The organism is Geobacillus sp. WSUCF-018B (assembly GCF_002809985.1).
GTDB lineage: Bacteria > Bacillota > Bacilli > Bacillales > Anoxybacillaceae > Geobacillus > Geobacillus thermophilus.
In genome coordinates, this window is sequence record NZ_PIJF01000013.1 from 17383 (window position 1) to 39509 (window position 22127).

At 51.9% G+C, this 22127-nt stretch carries 23 protein-coding genes, 1 pseudogene and 2 riboswitches; of the genes and pseudogenes, 4 read left to right on the top strand and 20 right to left on the bottom strand.

From position 1 onward, the window contains the following. Genes CV944_RS05775 through tenA form a run of 4 tightly spaced genes read right to left on the bottom strand, consistent with a single transcriptional unit; the run spans window position 1 to window position 3551 of the window. The gene (locus CV944_RS05775; protein ID WP_033011047.1) at window positions 1–783 is read right to left on the bottom strand and encodes an energy-coupling factor transporter transmembrane component T family protein; all 783 of its coding nucleotides are present in this window, start codon (window positions 781–783) and stop codon (window positions 1–3) included. After that, window positions 780–2234: an ABC transporter ATP-binding protein gene (locus CV944_RS05780; RefSeq protein WP_063210556.1), complete on the bottom strand. Its 1455-nt coding sequence runs from the start codon at window positions 2232–2234 to the stop codon at window positions 780–782. Before CV944_RS05780 ends, CV944_RS05775 begins: the two co-directional genes overlap by 4 nt. 12 nt (window positions 2235–2246) lie before the next feature. Beyond that, entirely contained in the window at window positions 2247–2837 is a 591-nt protein-coding gene (locus CV944_RS05785) for an ECF transporter S component (protein WP_044745052.1), read from the bottom strand. A gap of 30 nt (window positions 2838–2867) precedes the next feature. Then, window positions 2868–3551, bottom strand: a complete 684-nt coding sequence (gene tenA, locus CV944_RS05790) for a thiaminase II (RefSeq protein WP_100659421.1) — start codon at window positions 3549–3551, stop codon at window positions 2868–2870. A 102-nt stretch (window positions 3552–3653) separates the two neighbouring features. Beyond that, window positions 3654–3761: riboswitch (TPP riboswitch) on the bottom strand. Between the two features lie 144 nt (window positions 3762–3905). On the opposite strand from tenA, the gene CV944_RS05795 reads away from it, so the two are divergent. Continuing rightward, window positions 3906–5090, top strand: coding sequence for a class I SAM-dependent rRNA methyltransferase (locus tag CV944_RS05795; protein ID WP_100659420.1), 1185 nt, complete (start codon window positions 3906–3908; stop codon window positions 5088–5090). A 23-nt stretch (window positions 5091–5113) separates the two neighbouring features. On the opposite strand, the gene CV944_RS05800 is transcribed toward CV944_RS05795, so the two are convergent. The 6 genes and pseudogenes from CV944_RS05800 to CV944_RS05825 all read right to left on the bottom strand — a co-directional run bounded on the left by CV944_RS05800 (window position 5114) and on the right by CV944_RS05825 (window position 11498). Further along, window positions 5114–6319 (bottom strand): MFS transporter, encoded by a 1206-nt coding sequence (locus CV944_RS05800; protein ID WP_100659419.1) that lies wholly within the window; start codon window positions 6317–6319, stop codon window positions 5114–5116. Between the two features lie 210 nt (window positions 6320–6529). Then, window positions 6530–7066 (bottom strand): YfiT family bacillithiol transferase, encoded by a 537-nt coding sequence (locus CV944_RS05805; RefSeq protein ID WP_100659418.1) that lies wholly within the window; start codon window positions 7064–7066, stop codon window positions 6530–6532. 51 nt (window positions 7067–7117) lie between these two features. Further along, entirely contained in the window at window positions 7118–8785 is a 1668-nt protein-coding gene (locus CV944_RS05810; protein WP_100659417.1) for a glycoside hydrolase family 13 protein, read from the bottom strand. A 198-nt stretch (window positions 8786–8983) separates the two neighbouring features. Then, window positions 8984–9127: pseudogene (locus CV944_RS17575) on the bottom strand (ketopantoate reductase C-terminal domain-containing protein); the annotation flags it as partial. Between the two features lie 99 nt (window positions 9128–9226). Continuing rightward, window positions 9227–9430 carry a YbdD/YjiX family protein gene (locus CV944_RS05820; RefSeq protein ID WP_015374005.1) on the bottom strand — a complete coding sequence of 68 codons (204 nt, stop codon included), beginning with the start codon at window positions 9428–9430 and terminating at the stop codon, window positions 9227–9229. Continuing rightward, entirely contained in the window at window positions 9423–11498 is a 2076-nt protein-coding gene (locus CV944_RS05825; protein ID WP_100659415.1) for a carbon starvation CstA family protein, read from the bottom strand. Before CV944_RS05825 ends, CV944_RS05820 begins: the two co-directional genes overlap by 8 nt. 300 nt (window positions 11499–11798) lie before the next feature. On the opposite strand from CV944_RS05825, the gene CV944_RS05830 reads away from it, so the two are divergent. After that, window positions 11799–12248: a hypothetical protein gene (locus CV944_RS05830; RefSeq protein WP_100659414.1), complete on the top strand. Its 450-nt coding sequence runs from the start codon at window positions 11799–11801 to the stop codon at window positions 12246–12248. Window positions 12249–12287: 39 nt separating this feature from the next. Here the strand turns inward: CV944_RS05830 and CV944_RS05835 are convergent, their stop codons facing one another. The 8 genes from CV944_RS05835 to CV944_RS05865 form a co-directional block, all read right to left on the bottom strand. Then, window positions 12288–12980, bottom strand: coding sequence for a TerC family protein (locus tag CV944_RS05835; RefSeq protein WP_094239621.1), 693 nt, complete (start codon window positions 12978–12980; stop codon window positions 12288–12290). A gap of 14 nt (window positions 12981–12994) precedes the next feature. After that, on the bottom strand, window positions 12995–13267 hold the full coding sequence (locus tag CV944_RS05840; protein WP_063330078.1) for a YkvA family protein: 273 nt from the start codon (window positions 13265–13267) through the stop codon (window positions 12995–12997). A 377-nt stretch (window positions 13268–13644) separates the two neighbouring features. Continuing rightward, window positions 13645–13965, bottom strand: a complete 321-nt coding sequence (locus CV944_RS05845; protein WP_050368256.1) for a DMT family transporter — start codon at window positions 13963–13965, stop codon at window positions 13645–13647. 56 nt (window positions 13966–14021) lie between these two features. Then, a riboswitch (guanidine-I (ykkC/yxkD leader) is annotated at window positions 14022–14124 on the bottom strand. 107 nt (window positions 14125–14231) lie between these two features. Then, the gene (locus tag CV944_RS05850) at window positions 14232–14522 is read right to left on the bottom strand and encodes a hypothetical protein (RefSeq protein ID WP_100663952.1); all 291 of its coding nucleotides are present in this window, start codon (window positions 14520–14522) and stop codon (window positions 14232–14234) included. 82 nt (window positions 14523–14604) lie between these two features. After that, window positions 14605–14706, bottom strand: a complete 102-nt coding sequence (gene cydS, locus CV944_RS18035; RefSeq protein ID WP_483299646.1) for a cytochrome bd oxidase small subunit CydS family protein — start codon at window positions 14704–14706, stop codon at window positions 14605–14607. Continuing rightward, window positions 14706–15734 carry a cytochrome d ubiquinol oxidase subunit II gene (locus CV944_RS05855; protein WP_100663953.1) on the bottom strand — a complete coding sequence of 343 codons (1029 nt, stop codon included), beginning with the start codon at window positions 15732–15734 and terminating at the stop codon, window positions 14706–14708. The genes cydS and CV944_RS05855 overlap by 1 nt, the downstream gene beginning before the upstream one ends. Continuing rightward, on the bottom strand, window positions 15731–17068 hold the full coding sequence (locus CV944_RS05860; protein ID WP_100659412.1) for a cytochrome ubiquinol oxidase subunit I: 1338 nt from the start codon (window positions 17066–17068) through the stop codon (window positions 15731–15733). The genes CV944_RS05855 and CV944_RS05860 overlap by 4 nt, the downstream gene beginning before the upstream one ends. 284 nt (window positions 17069–17352) lie before the next feature. After that, entirely contained in the window at window positions 17353–18774 is a 1422-nt protein-coding gene (locus tag CV944_RS05865) for a SpoVR family protein (RefSeq protein ID WP_100659411.1), read from the bottom strand. A 147-nt stretch (window positions 18775–18921) separates the two neighbouring features. Here CV944_RS05865 and CV944_RS05870 point away from each other — a divergent pair, with 147 nt between their 5' ends. Beyond that, window positions 18922–19527 (top strand): DedA family protein, encoded by a 606-nt coding sequence (locus CV944_RS05870; protein ID WP_100659410.1) that lies wholly within the window; start codon window positions 18922–18924, stop codon window positions 19525–19527. A 29-nt stretch (window positions 19528–19556) separates the two neighbouring features. Here CV944_RS05870 and CV944_RS05875 read toward each other — a convergent pair whose 3' ends face one another. After that, window positions 19557–19805, bottom strand: coding sequence for an MFS transporter (locus CV944_RS05875; RefSeq protein ID WP_100663954.1), 249 nt, complete (start codon window positions 19803–19805; stop codon window positions 19557–19559). A 180-nt stretch (window positions 19806–19985) separates the two neighbouring features. Here CV944_RS05875 and CV944_RS05880 point away from each other — a divergent pair, with 180 nt between their 5' ends. After that, the gene (locus CV944_RS05880) at window positions 19986–20243 is read left to right on the top strand and encodes a YhdB family protein (protein WP_050368250.1); all 258 of its coding nucleotides are present in this window, start codon (window positions 19986–19988) and stop codon (window positions 20241–20243) included. Window positions 20244–20284: 41 nt separating this feature from the next. On the opposite strand, the gene CV944_RS05885 is transcribed toward CV944_RS05880, so the two are convergent. Beyond that, window positions 20285–22042: a phospho-sugar mutase gene (locus CV944_RS05885; protein WP_033009340.1), complete on the bottom strand. Its 1758-nt coding sequence runs from the start codon at window positions 22040–22042 to the stop codon at window positions 20285–20287. Window positions 22043–22127: the final 85 nt, after the last annotated feature.

A 22127-nucleotide genomic window follows, 5' to 3' on the forward strand; every position in this document is an offset into this window, starting at 1 on the left:
CTACCGTACATCATGGACTGAAATATACGGGTAATGGACGCCCGCATAATAAGCGGCAACCAACAACGCAACGGTCAAGACGACAAACCAAATATCGCATTTGCCAAACTTGATTTCATAATAAAACGTACGCTGGCCGCTGTTGGAAAATTGTTTCGCCTCCATCGCCACGGCGATGCGCTGGGCGCGGCGGATGCTTTGTGCCAAAAGTGGGATGGCATAACGCTTCACTTTGCCAAGGCCGCCGCGGTTTGGCACGCCGCGCACTCTCAGCGCATACCGGACCGTTTGAAACTCCTCAATCATGATCGGCAGCAGGCGGACCGCCGCCAAAAAACTGTACGCATACTTCGGTTTCAGCTTCAATTGCTGCATGAGCGAATAAAACAGCTGCACCGGCCGAGTCGTCAAGGAAAAAATCAAGCCTAACAGCCCGAGCGCCAAGGCGCGAAATCCGAGATGCATGCCGCGCCAAAAGCTTTCCGCTGTTACGTGGATGAGCCCCCAGCGAAACCACGTTGTCGTCCCTTCGCCAAACATCATCATCGATGAAGCAGTGGAAACAAAGATCAGGAAAAACGGCAAAAACAGCCAAACAAGCAGCTTTGCTGGATACCCGGTGCCGAAGCAAAACAAAACGAACAGGGCGAGCGACAAATTGATGAGCACGTTCGGGTTATGAATGAACAACACCGCAAAAAAGAGCATGACGAGCACAATGAGCTTCAAACTCGGGTTCGCTTCATAAAGCCATGTCTCACGGCGCTGAATGTCCCAGTTCATCGCCATGTTCCTCCTTCAGCCAATACAGGCTCCACAGCAGCGAGGCGCTCATCGCGAACAAGCGCTCCGTCTTCCACCACCCATCGTCTCGTCGCAAAACGACGGACAATTTGTTCGTCGTGGGTGACCATGATGATCGCCGCCCCTTGCCTGCGGTATGACTCCAACATCGCCAACAACGCAAACGTGTTTTTCGCATCCTGTCCAAATGTCGGCTCATCAAGCAAAAAGAGGCGTTGGCCGGCGACGATCGAAGCAGCCACGCTCAACCGCCGTTTTTGCCCGACTGACAGCTGGTACGGATGCACTTCTTCCTTTCCGTCAAGGCCAAACGCGCTGAGCAGGCGGGTGACCGTCTCATTGATTTCCTCTTCAGGCCGCCCCTCAAGCCGCAGCGAATACGCCAGTTCATCGCGCACAGTATGGGTGACAAATTGAAATTCGGGATTTTGAAACACGAACGCGATATGGCGGTAAAGCGGCTGCCGGAGCTCGATATCCTCCCCGAACAATGTATATTCGCCTTCGGTGCGAATCAGTTGCATCAACCCATGCAAAAGCGTGCTTTTGCCCGCGCCGTTTCGGCCGGTGACGGCGATCCATTCTCCCGCCCGCACAACCGCCTCCGGTACGCTGATTTTCACCTCCCGGCCGCGAAAGCCGCGGAAACGGTGAAGGCGGATCAGCTCCTCGCCTTCCTGCCTTTCCTCCCGGCGCACGATCGGTCCGCATTCCTCCCAAACGTCCGGGTGCCAAATGCCTTCCGCCGTCATGACGTCCTTATATCGGGAAAATACTTCCCTCGCTCCTCCATCGGCGATGATGCACCCGTCGCTGCCAAGCAACACAATCCGGTCGACGAAGTCAAGAACATGGCTGATTTTATGCTCGACGATGACGACCGTTTTGTCCCGGCTCACATCCCGCACCGCCTGCCATACGGCTTTCGTCCCTTCCTCATCGAGCAAAGCCGTCGGCTCATCCAAAAACAAAACATCCGGCTCAAGCGCAAGAACAGAAGCGAGCGCCAACCGCTGCTTCATCCCACCGGAAAGCGTATGAATGTCGGTGTGCGGTTCGATCGCCAACCCGACTTGGTCCAACAGCAAGCGGATGCGGGCGGGCATCTCGCGGCGCGGCACACTTCGATTTTCGAGGGCAAACGCGATTTCCTCATCGGCATACGGCATGCAAAACTGCGTATCCGGATCTTGAAACACATATCCCCATCGTTCCGGCCGCTCAAGGCGCCCGGCTTTCATCGGCACGTCGATCGAGTGGGGAATGATGCCGGCCATCACTTGCAAAAGCGTCGACTTGCCGCATCCAGACGGGCCGAGGAGAAGCACTTTCTCCCCGGCAGCAACGGACAGCGACAAATCGCGGAACAATAAGTCGCTATGCCCGGGAAACTTCAGGCGCAGCTGTTCGATGACAATGGCTTGCTTCATCGGTCATTCCCCTTACCGGTTCAGCGCATCATAGTCCTCTTTGGAAGCCGGCCGCCACATTTGCGTCACCCCGGTTTTCTCAAGCGCCTTGGCCAGCGAAACGGCGAACACGCCGGAGATAAGAACGGCGCCGACAAAACGCGCCAGCAAAAAGAGCGCCATGTTCCACGGGGCGAGCGCCTCGATATATCCTTTGTAAAAGTCCATGATCAGCGAACCGACCGTCGCGCCGACGGCGCTGAGCGACACGACAAACACGTCAAACCGCCGATAGCGGAACGCCGCAAAGACAAGCTCGGCAAACAGCCCTTGTACAACCCCATAAATCAACACCTCAAGCCCCCACTGCGACCCCATCACCAACTCGCCCGATGAAGCCGCGATCTCGGCAAGCAGCGCCACCCCCGGTTTGCGGATCAGCAAATACGCAAGCGACGACGCGATAAACCACATGCCATAAATCAGTTGATCGGCATGAAACCCGAATACTTTCACCACTTCATACAACGGCCCCCACACTTTGTAAATGACGCCGAACACAACGGCAATCACAATCGTCGTTAAAATATCGGCCAGTTTCAACCCTTTCGATGTTGTTCCCATGAAAACTCTTCCTTTCGTGTTGTCGCCGTTTCACCGGCTCTTCACGAGCTCGGCCGATGGCCACCGCTCCAGTCGGTACGCCATCTCCCAAAACTGATACTCATAGTCGCTGCTGATCAAAAAATGCTGTTCCATCCGGCGCCGATCCTCCTCAGTCACGGCAACGGCAATGGCGTCAAGCCGGTCGATCTGCTCCTCAACAAGCGAGCGAAACCAATCGGAGCTGTATGTACTGATCCACTTTTCATAAATCGGATCGTTCGGCCGGCACGTTTTCAGCCGCTCACCGATTTCGTAATACAGCCAATAGCACGGCAAAATCGCGGCAATGACATCGCCCAAATGCCCTTCATACGCCGCCCGGTACATATGCGATGTATACGCGTAAGCCGTCGGCGCCGGCATGAACGCAGCCCGTTCCTCTTCGGTGATGCCAAGCAGTCCGGCAAACGTTTCATGAAGCGACAATTCCGCTTCGCATGTGCTTTGGGCATGGTGCGCCAACCGGGCCGTCGTCGCCAAATCCGGCGATTTCGCCGCCCCGATCGCCTGCACACGGGCAAAATGGCGCAAATAATAGGCATCTTGCATCACGTAATAGCGAAACTTCTCGCGCGCAAGCGTCCCTTGGCCAAGCTCCTGAACAAACGGATGGCGGAAACTCGCCTGCCAGATCGGATCGGCCGCTTGGCGCACGCGCCTTGCAAACGACATTCGTATTCCCCCTTTTTCCAAAATAAAAGCGCCGCCTTCTTTACCGATTCGCGTAAAGAAAGCGGCGCGAGCATACAGATTTTCCAATGCGGCCAAAGCCGGCCTGCAGCTCCTCCACTTCCCTACGCTGGCATTACCCAGATCAGGTGCTAAGGGTCTCAAAGTCACACTTTGATCTCAGCCTGTTTACAGGCCCCCCTAGTGGATGTCTGATCGTGATGAAATTTTCTTTACATTTATCATATCACGGCCGCATCGGTTGTCAACCTTTTTTTCCGGCTGTCATTGCGCCGCGCTCCGCAATTCGCTATGATAAAAGCGCAACGATTGATTACCGGATGGGAGTTGGAACTGATGGCGAAAGTGATCTTGAAGCGGCAGCGAAAAAAACGGCTCGAACAAGGCCATCCGTGGATTTTTCAGAGCGAAGTCGACCGTATCGAGGGTGACATCACACCGGGAGATTTTGTCGATGTCTATAACCATCAAGGGTACTGGTTGGCGAAAGGCTACATCAATCCAGCCTCGCAAATCATCGTCCGGGTGTTGACGCAAAACCCGGATGACGAGCTCGATGAGCGCTTTTTCATCGACCGCATCCGCCGCGCCTGGGCGTATCGCGAACGGATGCTCCCGGGCGTCCGTTCATGCCGCGCCGTCTACGGCGAGGCCGATTTTCTGCCGGGGCTCATCGTCGATAAATATGAGGACGTGCTTGTGGTGCAAATTTTGGCGCTCGGGATGGAAGTGCACAAAGAGTGGATTTTGCGCGGCTTGCTTGACGTGTTCGCTCCAAGGGCCATTTATTTGCGCAACGATGTGTCCGTGCGGGAGCTTGAGGGTCTCAAACAGGAAAAAGGGTTTTGGTACGGGGAAGCGGAGACGGAGATGGAAATCGAGGAGAACGGCGTGAAATACATTGTCGACATTGAAAACGGGCAAAAAACCGGCTTTTTCTTCGACCAGCGGCAAAACCGCGCCGCCCTCCGCCCGCTCATCGGCCCGGAGACGACGGTGCTTGATTGTTTCACCCATACCGGCTCATTTATGCTGAACGCCTGCCTGTACGGAGCGAAGCATGCCACCGCCGTCGACATTTCCGAGCATGCAATTGAGACGGCAAAACGAAATGCGGCCTTAAACGGATTCACAAATGTAGAATTTGTCGTCGCCAACGCATTCGATTACTTGCGCGAAGCGGTGCGAGCCGGCAAACAGTGGGATGTCGTCATCATCGACCCGCCGGCGTTCGCCAAATCGGCCCACGCGGTGCCAAAAGCGCTGCGCGGCTATAAAGACATCAATTTGAACGGGTTAAAACTCGTCAAAGACGGCGGCTTTTTCGTCACGTCGAGCTGTTCGTACCATGTTCGCCCGCACATGTTCCAAGAGATGATCGCCGATGCGGCGTTTGACGCCAAAAAAGTGCTCCGCCAAGTGTACTGGAACGGCGCCGGCTATGACCACCCGAAACTGCTTGCCGCCGATGAAGGCGACTATTTAAAATTTGCCATCTACGAAGTGCACTCGCGGCGCTAAAGAAAAACGCTTAAGGACAAACCTTAAGCGTTTCTTTCTTGCCGCGGATGAAGAGGTTGTTCTTTGCGCAGCACGCTCAAGTAAACGAGCATGGAAACAAGCACCGAACCGGCGGCGGCTACATAAATGCTCGGATAGCCGAACCAGTGGCTGATTTGGCCAAACACCATCGCCCCGATGCCAACGCCTAAATCAAAAAAGGAGAAAAACGTTGCATTCGCCATTCCTTTCCGATGAACAGGGGCCCGCTCAACCGACCACGCCTGCAGCCCTGGCTGCACCATGCCAAAACCGAAGCCATACAATACTGCCGCCAAAAGCAGCGCCCATTCCCCCGGCAGCCAGGCGAGCAGCAGCATCGCAAGCAAAATGAGCCCCGCACCTGGGAGAAAGACAGCCCGATGTCCTTTCCGGTCATACAGCTGGCCGGCGAACGTGCGCGTCACCATCAGGGCGAGCGCATAAAGCAAAAAATACAGCTGCAAACCGCCGATCCCTTTTTGCGCCGTATACAGCGGCAAAAACGAAGCAATGCCGCCGAACGTCACCGTTAAAAAGAAGAGAAGCACGGACGGAACGAGCGCCGTTTTTTCGTAAAGGTCCCACTTGTTCGTCTCATAGCGCGGCCTTCCCTCCACTTTTTTATAGGTGATGGCCGCCGCAAACAATACGGAAGCAACGCCAAGCAGAGCGCAAATCAGAAACAAATGGCTAAACGGAATCATAGCGGCAAGCACAAGCCCAAGCGACGGACCGAAAGCGAGGGCGATGTTTCCTGACAATCCGTAATAACCCATTCCCTCCCCGCGGCGGCTGGCCGGAATGATGTCCGTCGCCACTGTGCCGGACGCCGTTGTCGAAAACCCCCAGCCAATTCCTTGGACGACGCGCATCAAAAAGAGAAGAAGCATGCTGGTGATGACACTGTACGAACCGACCGAAACGACAAAAATGAGCAGCCCAAGCAAAAAGACAAACCGCCGTCCCCGCGTCTCAAGCGCATGGCCGGCAAACGGACGGACGAGAAGTGCGGAAAAAGTGAAAATCCCGACGACAAGGCCGATGAGCTGGTCGTTGCCGCCTAAGTGTTCGACAAACAGCGGCAGTGTCGGCAGCGTCATTTGAAATCCAAGAAAAATGAAAAAGTTGGCCAAGCAAATCAAAATAAAATTGCGCGTCCAAATTTTTTCTTTCTGTTCCGCAACAACTTGCCTTTGTTGCGCATTCATACCGATCCCCCTTGTACGATATGTATTTCGTGTCCCTTAATATTTGTCAGTATAGCATAACTGTATGCTTTCGTTTAACAAAAATGTTTGTCCAGCACGTTTTTTGAAAAAAGCCGCGCAAAGGCGGCTTTTCTCCGGAGCGAGCCTATATATCGGCCGCCCCAAGCGGTGCGGCCGATCGAGTAAAAAAAGCCGCCAATCGGCGGCTTTTTACCATCCTTTCCGTTTCCGCAATGACACAATTTGCGCCGTATGATGCCTGCCATGCCATGCATACAGCGCGGTCAATACGTACAGCGGCATCGGCCGCAACGCTCCTTCCGGTTGGATGAGGCGATGAAAATCGGCTTCTGTCATCGACTCGAGCAGCGTCGTCCACCGTGCATGCAGTCCGTCAAGCAATAAAAGCGACGGTTCAATGGGCAGCGAGCGGGCATCTGCCGTTTTCGCCCATTCGCTTTCCGCAAACGGCTTCACCGTTGGGTCGTCTTCCGTCACTCCCCATTTCGTGCGCAAAAACGCGTTCATGCTTGCATCGGCCAAATGGTGGACGACTTGGGCCACCGTCCAGCCGCCGTCGCGGTACGGCGTGTTGAGCTGCTCATCATTCAAGCCGGAAACAGCGGCCCTTAAGTCGTTCGGCAGCCCGCGGATGGCAGCAATCCACTCTTGCACCTTCCCAGCCTCAAACTGCTGCGGCGCTTGAAACGTTCCGATCGGGTAGCGAATCGGATCGACCGTCCCCATGTTGATCATCTCCCTTCCGTATTCATTCCACACAGAAAGGCAAATTCCTTCTTATTCTTTCCAGATGTATACGCGCGCCTCGTACGGTTTCAGCTTAAAACGCGTCGCATTTTTATGCGGACGGACCGGGTAGTTCGAGAGCGCCAAATCGCTTGACTGAAGGCGGAAGCCGTCATAGCGGTAAAGTGACGGGCGGTCCGACAAGTTGACGACTACAAGCGCGCGATCACGTCCGAGCGTTCTTGTGTACGCGTAAATGGATGGGTGGTTTTCCAAAAGCAGATCGTACGTTCCGTAAACAAACAGCTCGTTCGCTTTCCGAAGCTGAATCATTTGTCGATAAAACGACCATACCGAGTTCGGGTCGCGCCGCTCGGCCTCGACATTGATCGTACGATAGTTTTCGTTCACCTTGATCCATGGCGTACCTGTCGTGAATCCAGCGTTTGGGGCACCAGACCATTGCATCGGGGTGCGCGAGTTGTCGCGCCCGGTTTGCCAAATGATCGTCATCGCTTCCTCATGGGTCCGCCCCTTCGCCCGTTCGAGTTCATACAGGCGAAGAGCGGACACATCACGATAATCACGGATGTCATCGAACCGCACGTTCGTCATCCCGATCTCTTGCCCCTGATAAATGAACGGCGTCCCTTGCATGAAAAAGTAGAGCGCGCCGAGCGCCTTGGCGCTTTCCGCCCAATAGTCGCGGTCATTGCCCCACGTCGAAACGGAGCGGGGCAAATCGTGGTTTTCCAAAAACAACGCATTCCACCCGCGGTTTTCAAGCCCTTTTTGCCATTTCGTCAACGTCCGCTTTAGGCGGCGGACATCGATGGAACCATCCGCACGCCTTTCCCATAGCCCTAGATGCTCAAACTGAAAAATCATATTGAACACGCCGTTTTCTTCCCCGACCCATTGTTCGGCCTCATCAACCGTTACTCCGTTCGCCTCGCCGACCGTCATAATGTCATATCGCGCAAACGTTTGCTCTTTCAACTCTCTTAAATATTCCATAATGCCAGGCTGGTTCATATGCCCGGCAAACGACGGTACATACTTCAGCCCCTTCGGGTTTGGCAAATCGGGAAGACCCGGCTTTTTCTTAATGTGGGAGATCGCGTCGATGCGAAAGCCGTCGATACCTTTATCCAGCCACCAGTTGACCATCTCATAAAGCGCCTGGCGCACCTCACTGTTTTCCCAGTTCAAGTCGGGCTGTTTGACATCAAAAATATGCAGATAATATTGACCCGTCCGCTCGTCATACTGCCATGCCGAGCCGCCGAAAATGCTTTCCCAGTTGTTCGGTTCGCGCCCGTCTTTGCCGTCGCGCCAAATGTACCAGTCGCGCTTCGGATTGTCGCGCGATGACCGCGATTCGATAAACCACGGATGCTCATCACTCGTATGGTTGATGACCAAATCCAAAATGACTTTCAACCCGCGCCGATGGGCTTGGGCAAGCAATTCATCGAAGTCATCCATCGTTCCAAACTCATCCATAATGGCATAATAATCGCTGATGTCATATCCGTTATCGGCGTTCGGCGACCGGTAAATTGGACAAATCCAAACGATGTCGACTCCAAGCTCCACCAAATAATCCAGCTTTTCGATGATGCCGCGAAGATCGCCGATGCCGTCGCCGTTGGCATCCATAAAGCTGCGCGGATAAATTTGATAGGCGACGCCCTCTTTCCACCATGTTTTTTTCAAGGCTGCCTCCCCCTTTGTGCACACGTTTTCACTATCCACTGTACACTACATGACGGCAATATACAACTCTCTTTTTCAAGACTAGCGAAAAAATGATTGACGAATATTTTTAGGCTGTTGTTTTCAATTGCCGCCCGTAAAACAACAGCCGTTTGCCAGACGATCGACATGCTGGCAAACGGCCGATTCGAACGATAATCAACGTTCATTAGCGGTGCGGCCCGCTTCGTAAATTTTCAAGTTATGATAGACGGTTTCAAGCATCGGGGCGTGGATGTCATACTGTTTCGCCAGCTCCAGCAAATACCCTTGCAAATGATCGGCTTCAATCGGCAGCCCTTTTCCCACATGTTCATAGCCAAGCCTAGGCTGGAATGGACAGCGTTTCGATGCAGACGTTGAAAAAAGGAAGAAGGGGCCCCCCTCCTTCCTTTCCAGCCGCTAGCAGCAACGCGACACTTTGCCGCCCTTGGCATTGTAGCGCGCCTCTTGCGCCTCGCAGAAAAACTCTTTCCGCGACTTGATCGGCTCACCCGGATGATGGGTTTTCATATGCTCGACATATTTTTCATAACTCGGCACGCCGACAAGCAAGTCAAGAAACTGCCGGCGATAGGCCAACACAGTTTGCAGCCATTTAGGCATAATGCTTCGCTCCTTCTCCATCGCGCGGCACGTACGGCGCTTCTTTGAGCGGCACATGTTTGTTTTGCAGCACTTTGATCCAGATGTTCAACGCCGAGATCAACATCGCAATCACAACGAGCATGAAAATCGCACACAATGTCGCATCAATGTAGTCGTTCATAATAATTTGCCGCATTTGCGCCTCATTCGTGGCCGGCGCCAAAATTTTGCCTTGGCTCAAGCTGTCTTGGAACATTTTCGCATGCGACAAGAAACCAATTTTAACGTTTTCATGGAACAGCTTTTGATACCCCGCCGTCAGCGTGACGACCAAAAGCCATGTCGTCGGCACGAGCGTCACCCAAACATAAGCCTTTTTGCCCATTTTAAATAGAATGGTCGTCGCAAACAACAAGGCGATGCCCGCCAACATTTGGTTGGCGATGCCAAACAGCGGCCATAGGGTGTTGATGCCCCCAAGCGGATCGACGACGCCTTGGTACAGGAAGTAACCCCACGCCAACACACAAAGGGTCGTGGCGATCAAGTTCGAGGCAAGCGAATCCGTTTTGCCAAGCGGCTTGTAGAACGTCCCCATAATATCTTGGATCATAAAGCGGCCGACGCGCGTGCCAGCGTCAATCGTCGTCAAGATGAACAGCGCTTCGAACAGGATGGCAAAGTGATACCAGAACGCCATGAGCGCCTTGCCGCCGATGGCGCTCGATAAAATGTGCGCCATCCCGATCGCCAACGTCGGCGCCCCGCCCGTGCGCGACAACACCGTTTGCTCGCCGACGTCCTTCGCCAGCTCCGTCAGCATGTCAGGGGTGATCGTAAATCCCCACGACGACACGACTTTGGCCGCCTGAACGACATCCGTGCCGATCACTGCCGCCGGGCTGTTGATGGCAAAATACGCCCCTGGCGTCAAGACGCAAGCCGCCACCATCGCCATAACCGCGACGAACGACTCCATCAACATCGCACCGTAGCCGATCGGCCGCGCATGGCTTTCAAGCTCAATCATCTTCGGCGTCGTGCCGGATGAAACGAGCGCGTGGAACCCGGACACTGCGCCGCAGGCAATCGTGATGAACAAGAACGGGAACAAATTGCCGGCGAAGACCGGTCCTGTACCGTCGATAAATTTCGTCACTGCCGGCATTTGCAAATCCGGCATCACAACGAAAATGCCAAGCGCCAATCCGACGATGGTGCCGATTTTCAAGAATGTGCTCAAATAGTCGCGCGGCGCAAGCAGCAGCCATACCGGCAGCGCCGAAGCGACAAATCCGTAAATGATCATTAAGATCGCGATCGTTTCCCCTTTGAGCGTAAACATCGCCGAAAGCGTCGGATGCTCTGCGACGTACTGACCGGCCACAATCGACAAAATCAACAGCACAAATCCCCCAAGCGATGCCTCGGCAACACGCCCCGGGCGAATGAAGCGCATGTAAATGCCCATCAAAATCGCAATCGGAATCGTCGCGGCGATCGTAAACATCCCCCACGGGCTTCCGACAAGCGCTTTCACAACAACGAGCGCCAATACGGCCAATAAAATAATCATAATGCCCAAAATGCCAAGCGCTGCGATAAAGCCCGTCACCGGTCCCATTTCTTCCTTGATCATTTCGCCAAGCGATTTCCCGTTGCGGCGCATCGAAGCAAACAAAATGACAAAGTCTTGCACCGCTCCGCCGAGCACAACGCCGATCACAATCCAAAGCGTCCCAGGCAGATAGCCCATCTGCGCGGCCAAAATCGGTCCGACAAGCGGTCCCGCACCCGCAATAGCGGCAAAGTGATGGCCAAATAGCACCCATTTGTTCGTCGGGACATAGTCTTTCCCGTCGTTAAACACTTCAGCCGGCGTTTTCCGGTTATCATCAAGACCGAACACTTTGCGGGCGATAAACCGGCTGTAAAAACGATAGGCGACCGCATACGTGCAGACGGCGGCGACGATCAGCCACATGGCGTTGACCGACTCACCGCGGCTTAAAGCCAAAATGGCAAACGCGGCGGCCCCGAGGACGGAAATGAGCCCCCATAACAAGATCGATTTTAGTCCCTTCACACGGCTTCCCCCTTTATTTATTTGTCAAAATCCTTTACGTAACTATTATATTCATTATTCTAAAAAATTTAAAGTATTTTTTATCTTCAGCTAACATATCGTTTGGTTCTATGGGAAAGTTTTCCTGCATTCCTATTGCAAAAAAGTATAAAACAAGTCTTTGGCGCAAAAAATGTAATTGCACCCATCGGCTTAACCAGCAACTGACCATGAAGCACCCATCGATTGTCCCCAGCTCCATCTGACGGCGCAATGGACAAAACAACGATCAACTACTATTTCAGTAAAGGGTTCGAGAAAGTGAAGGCGATCGAAGCATTGTTATGGAGCATTGCTTTGCCTGGCTTCGGGCAACTGTTGAACAAAAAGTATATAAAAGGAATTTTGTTTATTGCGTTGGAATTTGTGATTAATACCCAATCTCACTTCAACGAAGCCATCCGCCTCAGCTTTTTAGGACGTACAGATGAGGCGGCCCGCATCATCGACATCGGATGGCTGATGTTTTATCCATGTTTATACTTTTTTGCCATGTGGGATGCGTTTAAAGACGCTGGCGGCGGGCAAACGCCGTACTCGTTTTTGCCGTTTGTCGTCTCCGCCTACTTTGTGACGATCGGCTTGATGTACTCGTCGCACGTGACGATCGGCGGCGTGTTTTTTGGACCGATTTGGCTGCCGATCTTATCTGTCATCCCCGGGCTCTCCATTGGATGGCTGCTGCAATTTCTGCTGCTGAAATGGAAATAGCCATCCGCTTGGTGATTGCCCAGCCACAAAAGCCGCCAATTATTCATTGGCGGCTTTCGGTTGCGGCTCTTTGGCGGACTTTCTTTTTTTCATTGTCCCAACCATAATGACGGCAGCAACAACAAGCAGCTCAAACCCGTATTTCACCACAGGATTGGCAAAATACTCTTTCAAAAACGGCTCGCCAACGATCATTTTTGCCGCTGTCCAAGCAAGAACACCGGCTCCAATCGTAATGATAATCGGAAAGCGTTCAATCCATTTTAAAATAAGCGTGCTGCCCCACACCATGATTGGAACGGAAATGAGCAGCCCAAGGATCACGAGAAGAAAACTTCCATGCGCCGCACCAGCCACCGCCAACACGTTGTCAAGCCCCATCAACGCGTCGGCAATAATAATGGTGCGAATCGCCTCCCATAAACTTCCCCCGGCTTCAACATCATCATGATCTTTCCCCTCAACAAGCAGCTTGTAAGCGATCCAGACAAGCAGCACACCGCCGACAAGCAAAAGCCCTGGGATTTTCAGCAGCCAGACGACAAAAATCGTTGCCAGCGCCCGGATGACGACAGCGCCGACCGTTCCCCAGACAACGGCCTTTTTTTGCTGATGTTTCGGCAAGTTGCGGGCCGCCAACCCGATTACGATGGCGTTATCCCCTGCCAGCAAAAGATCGATAATGATGATCGACAGCAACGCCGTCCAAAACTCTGCTGACAATACATCCATGGAACAATCCCCCTTCACAAGTTATATTTTTCCTTTAGCGAAATCGGCGCCATCTTGATGACTTGTTGCAAAATAAACATAAGAACGGCGAAATCATCGATAAAACCAAACAACGCGAGCCAATCCGGAATGAGATCAAACGGCAGCACCATATATAGCAGAAACAGCCCGACAGAGAACGCTTTTTTTCGCATCGGCACCTCGCGCGAAGCAAAAAATTCAACCAAAAACGGAAGAAAACGTCGGACGTGAACGACCAGGCGAAGTCGCCTCCACCACTTGCGCATACCATTCCCCTCCATCCTTCTGACGATTTTCTTCCAAAGCCTCGTCCATTTTCTTTTACGATTATCTTCCCCCTTTCGTTTCGAGCAATGAAAAAAGACCTTTACCATTCTTGGTAAAGGTCTTTTCACAAACAAAGACCTTTACCGCCGCAGGTAAAGGTCTCGCTAACAACGTTGCCGTTGCCAACAAAGCCGAGGGCGCACGCCCTGAACTGACGACTTTGCTGTTAAAGCTACTCCCCTTTAACAAATGCATATTCACTTTGCAATTTCATGATATTCAATGTTTGTGCATCCTGTCAATACCATTTTTTCATCTGTTGCAAAAAACCGCCTCCACTCCCTTTCCAAACAGCGCAACAATTCCCTCCGCCTTTTCATTGCCCGGCTGTGAACTTTAAACCGATGATCCCGACAAGAATGAACAATAAAAAGACAATCCGCGGCGCGTTTATCGGCTCATTTAAAAACAGCATGCCGATGATGACCGCCCCGAGCGCCCCGATTCCCGTCCAAACCGCATAGGCGGTGCCGATCGGCAATGTTTTCGTTGCCATCGATAAAAAGTAAAAACTGGCCGCCATCCCCGCAACAGTGACGACAGACGGCCACAGACGGGTGAACCCAGCCGTATATTTCAGGGAAATGGCCCAGACGATTTCGAATATCCCGGCGACAACTAAGTATACCCACGCCATGTTTCATTCCTCCTTTCGAAAAATAAAAAAGCCGTGAGAAATATCAAAAATGATACTCCTCCCGGGCTTTTATCCCTCCGTGTACGCGAGAATGACGCGCGTTTTCTCTCGGTCGCAGTCCAGCCGCCAGGCAGCTGCGGAACCCTAGAAAACCTTTTTCTTCCTTTATCCGCTGTTATTGTACCATGTTTGTTGCCGATCGGCTACTGATTTGACCTGCCGCATTACCGTCATAGAAGAAAGCAGATGGGGCATCCCCACCTGCCTTATACCGGATCGTTATCAACATCGCTGTACGATTCAATCGCTTGATCGAGCGCCCGATAGGCCTCAGCGAAAGCGTTTGTCGCCGATTCGTCACCGGCGGCGGCAAGTTCGACCCGTGCATTGCGCGCATGGGTGACAGCGCGAATGACGTCTTCAATCATTTGCCTCTTCTCTCCGGAACTCGCCTTCAATTGTTCAAGCTCATGAATCGCCCCATCAAGACTCGTCGAGCGTGGTTCGTCAAACGCCTGTTCCAACTGTTCTTTCACACGCTGCAATACGTCTTTCATGATCGCCCACCCTTCCTTGAGTCGTTGTCATCCGCTAGTGTGGGCCATATGCGGCAAACTATGCATTGTTGTTTATGCAGCCTTATTCATTCACCCGCTCGTCTTTCAATCCGGCCCAAAAGGCGGCAACGACGGAAAGTGCAACAATCAGCAGCGGCGCATACATAATCAAAAACGTTTGCATCATCCTTTTCCCCCTTCCCATTCTCCTTTGACATATGCCTTATTGAACAAAAAGAGGCGCATAAGCAAATACAGCGACGGAATTAAAAGCAGCAAGCCAGCGATAAATGCGATAATCAAGGCAATAGCCATCGTTTCGTTTGTAAACCCGTCGTAAATCGTCAAATACGGGTAGAGCAAATACGGGTAATGGGAAATGCCATACGCGTAAAACGCGAATGCATATTGAAACAAAAGCGCGATAAACGCCCAGCCAAACCGCCGCTGCCGCCAAAGCAAATAAACGGTGGCCGCAAAAAACAAAAGCGAAATGATGAGCATCCACGCCATCTCCCATAGACGGGCGTAATGTTCGGGATTGTGATGACGCAGCTGGTAAATGATGAGCAGCGCCGACAACATCGTCGGTCCGCTCCAAAGAAGGGCATAGCGGCGCAACAGCTCCCGCGCCCGCTCATCCCCGGCCGCGTTCGCATAATACGTCAAAAACACGGCGGAAATGTATAAGACGCTTGTGACGCTTAACAACACGATGCTCCATGACAAAGGGCTTGCAAACAGTTTCCCGTAATCCAGCGCAACGGCCTCTCCGCGCCTCTCGACAAATCCGCCTTCCGAAATCGTCAAGACGATCGACAGCGAGGCGGGAATCAACAAGCCTGTCAGCCCGTAAACGAGCAAATACCAGTTCCGCTCCGTTCCCCCGTAGGTGTGAAACGCATAGTACGAGCCGCGAATGGCGAGCAAAACAATCGAAATGCTGGCCGGAACAAGCAGCACTGAGCCATAATAATACGCCGTCTTCGGAAAGAATCCGACGATCCCGACAAAGAAAAAGACGAGAAAGACGTTTGTCACTTCCCATACCGGCGACAGATAGCGCTGAATGATGCGGTGCAAAATATGCTGTTTGTTCGCCCAATAGCTGTAAGCGCTGAAAAATCCAGCACCAAAATCAATGGAAGCGACAATAATATAGCCGAACAAAAACAACCACAGCACTGAAATACCGATGACTTCAAGCGTCACGGCGCCACCTCCCCACGCTCCGCCAGTTCCCGCTCAACCGGATTGTGGCGAAACAAACGGACAAGGACGATCACGCTGGCGATTCCTAATACGAGGTATAATATGCAAAACAACACAAGCATCACATCGACATGGGCAGACGATGTTGCAGCTTCGGCCGTTTTCATATAACCGCGCAAAATCCATGGCTGCCGACCGACCTCCGCCAAATACCATCCGGCTTCAATCGCGATCATCGACAACGGCCCCCCTGCAGTCAACAATCCAAAAAACCAAGTTTTCTCTGTCCATTTCCAACGAAAAATCGATCCAAGCCAATAAGCAGCCGATAAAATCATCAAAAACACACCAATCGTCACCATGGCATCGAACAAATAGTGGATATAAAGCGGCGGGCGCTCATCTTTCGGAATGTCGTTCAGCCCGGTCACAACCGCCCCCGGGTGGTTGTGCGCCAAAATGCTTAACGCATATGGGATTTCAATGGCATACTTCACCTCGCCATCCTCTGTCAGCATGCCAAACAACACGAGCGGCGCGTGGGAGCTCGTTTCAAAATGCCACTCGGCAGCCGCCAGCTTTTCCGGCTGGTATTCGGCCAAAAACTTGCCTGACAAGTCGCCGACAAGAGCGCTCGCTGCGGAAAAAATGAACGCCGTTTTCATCGTCAGATGAAGCGCCTTGCGGTGATACACGTGGCGGTTGCCCTTCCATAAATGCCACGCCGCGATCGAAGCGAGCACAAACGCCGACGTCATATACGCCGTCGCCAACACGTGGGCGACTTTTGTCGGCATGGCCGGATTGAACATCGCGGCGATCGGGTCGATGTTGACGAGCTCGCCGTTTTTCATCTCAAACCCTTGCGGCGTGTTCATAAAGGCGTTCACCATCGTAATAAACATGGCCGAAGCCGAAGAGCCGACCGCCACCGGAATGAGCAACAGCAAATGTTTTTTCTGGTTTTCAAATCGGTCCCATGTATACAAATAAATCCCGAGAAAAATGGCTTCAAAAAAGAAGGCGAACGTCTCCATAAACAGCGGCAAACTGATCACTTGGCCAGCCAGCTGCATAAAGTTCGGCCATAAAAGCGACAGCTGCAAGCCGATCGCCGTTCCGGTCACAACGCCGACGGCGACGGTGATGACAAAGCCGCGCGTCCAGCGGCGGGCGAGCAAAATGTAATGCATATCGTTTTTCCGAATTCCGACCCACTGGGCAATGGCGATCATGAGCGGAATCCCGACGCCGATCGTGGCGTAAATGATATGAAACGTCAACGTCAACTCTGTCAGCACACGGCTGAGCCACACTGGATCATACTCGCGCACGGTTCATCCCCCCTGTGAAAACAGCCGTCCCAGCAACGAAACAAACACGGCGGCTGCCGCCAAAAAACTAATCCAGATGAGCCACGTTTCTTGCCGTTTCCACACGTTCATTCCTCCCCGTACATGCCTCACACAATATAATTGTGATAAGCATCACAATCCAGCTGTGTTTATTATCCCATAAACTTTCTGCTCTTATCCATCGCAAATTCGAATAATTTGTGACGTTTTTCACATATCTGCCGTGACAAACAAAAAAAGCAGGATATCCCTGCCGTTCGTCATCACAAATATTTTCGATGCACTGTCTTCCCATCATACGTAAACAACATCGGCTTTTCCTCGACGACCGTCTCCATATGGACCGGACGGCCCCACAACTGATAAATGTATGGCAGCACTTTTTCCAAATACTTCAGATCGAGTTCGATCCCTTCATACCAATGTTTTAAATACAGCTCTCCGTTGCGCATATAATCGCCGTCATTGACCGTGATATACGGGAATCCGCCGTTCACCCGCATGCTGACGAGTTGGTCGCGGATATGTTCCCAATGCTTGTCGACAATTTTGTAATCTTTCCCTTGTTTTTGGAATAAGTACATATCTTCCCGCATGATCAGCTCTTTCGTCAAATAGTTGCGCAAAAACGAAATATCGGATTCCAGCTCGCGCACTTCAAAAATTTTCGCCCGTCCTGAGCCTGGCTTGACACCGTATTTTTTCATCTCTTCCGTCGGGTTGTTCCAGCGCTCTTCGATGTCCTCAAAAATTTTCAGCCCTAAATAGTACGGATTGATGCCGGTGCGCGACGGCTGCACAACGTTGGCATTTAACTTCGCGAATTCAATGGCTTCATCGCTCGTTAAGTCCATTTCCCGCAAAATGCGCTGATGCCAATACGTCGCCCAGCCTTCGTTCATGATTTTTGTCTCTAGCTGCGGCCAAAAATAGAGCATTTCCTCGCGCATCATCGTCAAAATGTCGCGCTGCCAGTCCTCCAGTTCACGGCTGTATTCTTCGATAAACAGCAAAACGTCTTTTTCCGGCTGCGGCGGAAACTTGCGGCGCTTTTTCCGCGGCGGCTCTTTCGGTTTGTTTCGCTCATCGAGCGTCCATAAATCGTCATATGGCGTGGATGTCTTAGGCGGGGCTTCTTCTTCATACACCTCTGTATCCTCCCACGTCCATGACAACTTTGGCCGCAACAGCGACGGATCGATATGCTCCTGAATGGCTAAGACGGCATCCAGAAACTTTTCCACTTCCCATTTTCCGTATTGGTGCTCATAATGTTTGATCCGCTCTGCTGTCGCCGCCATGCTTTCCACCATATCCCGCTTCGTGTTGCTGAAACGGACGTTGTTTTTGAAAAAGTCGCTGTGGGCCAACACATGGGCGACAATTAGCTTATTTTGGATCAGTGTATTCGTATCGAGCAAAAATGCATAACAAGGATCCGAGTTAATGACAAGTTCGTAAATTTTGCTTAATCCTAAGTCATAATGGAGCTTCATTTTGTAAAACTGTTTCCCGAAACTCCAGTGGGAAAACCGCGTCGGCATCCCATAAGCGCCAAATGTATAAATAATGTCAGCCGGGCAAATCTCATAGCGCATCGGGTAAAAGTCCAACCCAAATCCTTCTGCGATTTCTGTAATCTCCGCAATCGCTCGTTCCAGCTCTTTCAGCTCGTCCTGCCGCATCCAAATCCCCCCTTTTCCCCTTACCACAATGTATGAGGGAAAAGAAGTTTTGATACATTGAATCATTGCCCGTGCTTTCCATTTCTGCCTGCCGTCCGTTATAATTTGTGTTGTACACGACATATTTCCATAAAGCGTGGTGATCGTTTGCATCAATATTGGCATCATCTCATCGAACATTTTGGCTACGTCGGCATTATGGTTTCGCTCATGCTCGGCATCGTCGGATTGCCGATTCCAGATGAATTGCTGTTGATGTATGCCGGCTATCGCGTCTCAACCGGCGCCTTTTCGTATCCGCTCGCCTTTCTCGCCTGTTGGTTCGGGGCGATCGCAGGCATTTCACTCAGTTATATCCTTGGCATCACATTAGGGCTGCCGTTTTTGCATAAATTCGGTGCCAAATTCCATCTAACCGAGAAACGGCTCGAGCAAACAAAAGCGCTTTTTTCAAAACTTGGCCCAGCGGTATTGTTCATTTGTTATTTCATCCCCGGTGTTCGACATCTCGCCGCCTTTTGGGCCGGCACAAACGCCTACAGTTTGAGAAAGTTTGCCTTGTTTGCCTACAGCGGGGCGATGGTGTGGGTCGCCGTCTTTTTAACGATCGGCGCCTATTTCGAAAGCCGCTGGATGGCCGTCAAGCAGTACATCCACGCCTACCGTCCGTTCTTATTTCCCATCTTTTTGGCCGCTCTTGGCTTCGCCATCCTTTATTGGTACATGCAACAAAAGCGGAAAACACCGGGGTAATCCCGGTGTTTTCCATTTCTCGATGCACGCTATACGTTCTCGCGCGGGCCGCGGTGATACGTTTCTGTCAACAGCCCCATAAACAAACCGAATCCAAACATCACCATCGAGGCCCCTATAATTCCAAGGCTGACAATCGTCAAGAAAAAGTCTTTGTTGTAAGCGCTTGCGATAAAACTAAGCAAAAACAGTACGACTCCGACAATCAATCCCACTGACGCCATCCATTTGCACATGTTGATCATTTCTTGCCCTTCGTGCCGTTTGTTCATTCTCATCATCCCCTTATTTTGAGGATACTACCCTTGTCACAAAATTGCAACATTTATTTTTCCTTTTTCGTTTTCATTTCGGTTATAATTTATATTTTGCCTTCTGTCGCAACATTTACAGGGCAACAAAACGCCCCACCGTCATACACTAACAATGACTCCTTCTTGATAAAGGAGGCATGCCGCTTGAACACCGTCGACTATGATAAGGCGCTTTACTATACGCATCGCTCCGAATGGGACAATTTGCTGATTTTGATGGTGCGCACGCCTGATGACATATTGTCAAAAAAAATTGAGAAGTTTCTCCACGCCTATAATTTCGAACATGACTACTCCGTCATTCAAGAGCGGCTCACGGCTTTGCTTCGCTACATCGACCATGCGCTTGAGGTAAGCGAACAAAAAACGGGAGTCGAGCAGTACGCGTATTTCTATTCGTAAAAACAACGGGGAATGGGTTCAACCCACTCCCCGCTGTTCTCTCATTGAATGTACGAAGGCGAAACGGCTCGCAGCACATCGTGCACCCGTTGCATGACCGCGTCGGAAAGACGCGCCAATTTTTCCTCGCTGTCTTGCAGCGAAATCCCCTTCACGCCGAAGTATGCCTTCATTTTCGGCTCCGTTCCCGACGGCCGCAGACAAAACCATGAGCCGTCCTCGAGCATATATTTCAACACATTTGAAGTCGGCAACGTGATTGCCGTTTTTTCTCCAGTCAGCGTATTCGTCCGCTCTTTCGTTGTATAATCCTCGATCACGGTCACCTTTTTCCCTGCAGCTTCCACCGGCGGATGCTGGCGGAATGACGCTAAAATCGCGGCGATCGTCTCCGCCCCTTCCTTGCCTTTTAATGTCAGCGACCGCTGCCCTTCACGATAATAGCCGTATTTGGCAAACAGCTGCAGCAATGCTTCATAGAGCGACAGCCCTTGCTTCTTGTAAAACGCGCATACTTCCGCAGCGAGGACAGCCGCCTGGACGGCGTCTTTATCGCGGGCAAAATCGCCGATCAAATACCCGTAGCTTTCCTCATAACCGAATTGGAACGTATATTGCCCTGTTTGTTCATATTCCTTAATTTTTTCGCCGATAAATTTGAATCCAGTGAGTGTATCGACAGTCTCAAGGCCAAATGATGCAGCGATTTCCCGGCCAAATTCGGATGTCACGATCGTTTTTAAAACGACGCCGTTGCTCGGCAAAAGACCTTTTTCTTGTCGCTGCGACAGCAAGTAATGGAGGAGCAGTCCCCCTGTTTGGTTGCCGGTCAACACGACATACTCCCCTTGCTCGTTTTTGACCGCGATGCCGAGCCGGTCCGCGTCCGGGTCAGTCGCAATCAACAAATCGGCGTTCACTTGTTTGCCAAGCTCCATCGCCAAGGCAAAAGCTGCATGCTCTTCCGGATTGGGCGAAGCAACGGTCGAGAAATTCGGATCCGGCTGTTCCTGCTCTTTGACGACAAAGACGTTTTGGTAACCTAACTCGGCCAAGGCGCGGCGCACCGGTTTGTTTGACGTGCCGTGAAGCGGGGTAAAGACAATGTTGATCGCTGTTTCACGGGCCAGCTCCGGATGAAGGGAAATTGTTTTCACCGCATTTACATACGCCTCGTCGATTTCTGGGCCGATGATGCGGATCAATCCTTTTTCTTTTAACGTCGTTTCATCATCAACCTGAATGGCAAGCTCGTTCTCAACTCCATTGACGTAGCGGATCACTTCGTCAGCAGTATCCGGCGGCAGCTGCCCGCCGTCTTCGCCATAGACTTTGTAGCCGTTGTATTCCGGTGGATTATGGCTCGCGGTGATCACAATGCCGGCAAACGCCCGCAAATGGCGGACAGCAAACGACAGTTCCGGCGTCGGCCGCAGTTCCTCAAAGACGTACGTTTGGATGCCGTTTGTCGCCAACGTTTTCGCGGCTTCCATGGCGAATTCCGGCGATTTATGCCGCGAGTCATAGGCAATGACAACGCCGCGCCGCTTCGCCTCATCGCCAAACGACTGTATGTATCGCGCCAACCCCTCCGACGCTTTTCGAACCGTGTAAATGTTCATCCGGTTCGTTCCCGGTCCAATCTCGCCGCGCATCCCACCGGTGCCAAACTCGAGATTTTTGTAAAAGCAATCTTCGAGCCACCGTTCATCATCGCTGTGTTGGTTCAGCAGCTGCTTCAACTCCGGATCGAGCTGCGGAGCATGAAGCCATTGTTCGTATTTTTGTCTCCAGTCCATCGGTTGCCCTCCCTATCTTGATTTCCCCTTTTTATGTATTCGCTGCTATCATACAATATACCTGCCGAAAGAAAAAGGATGTCCC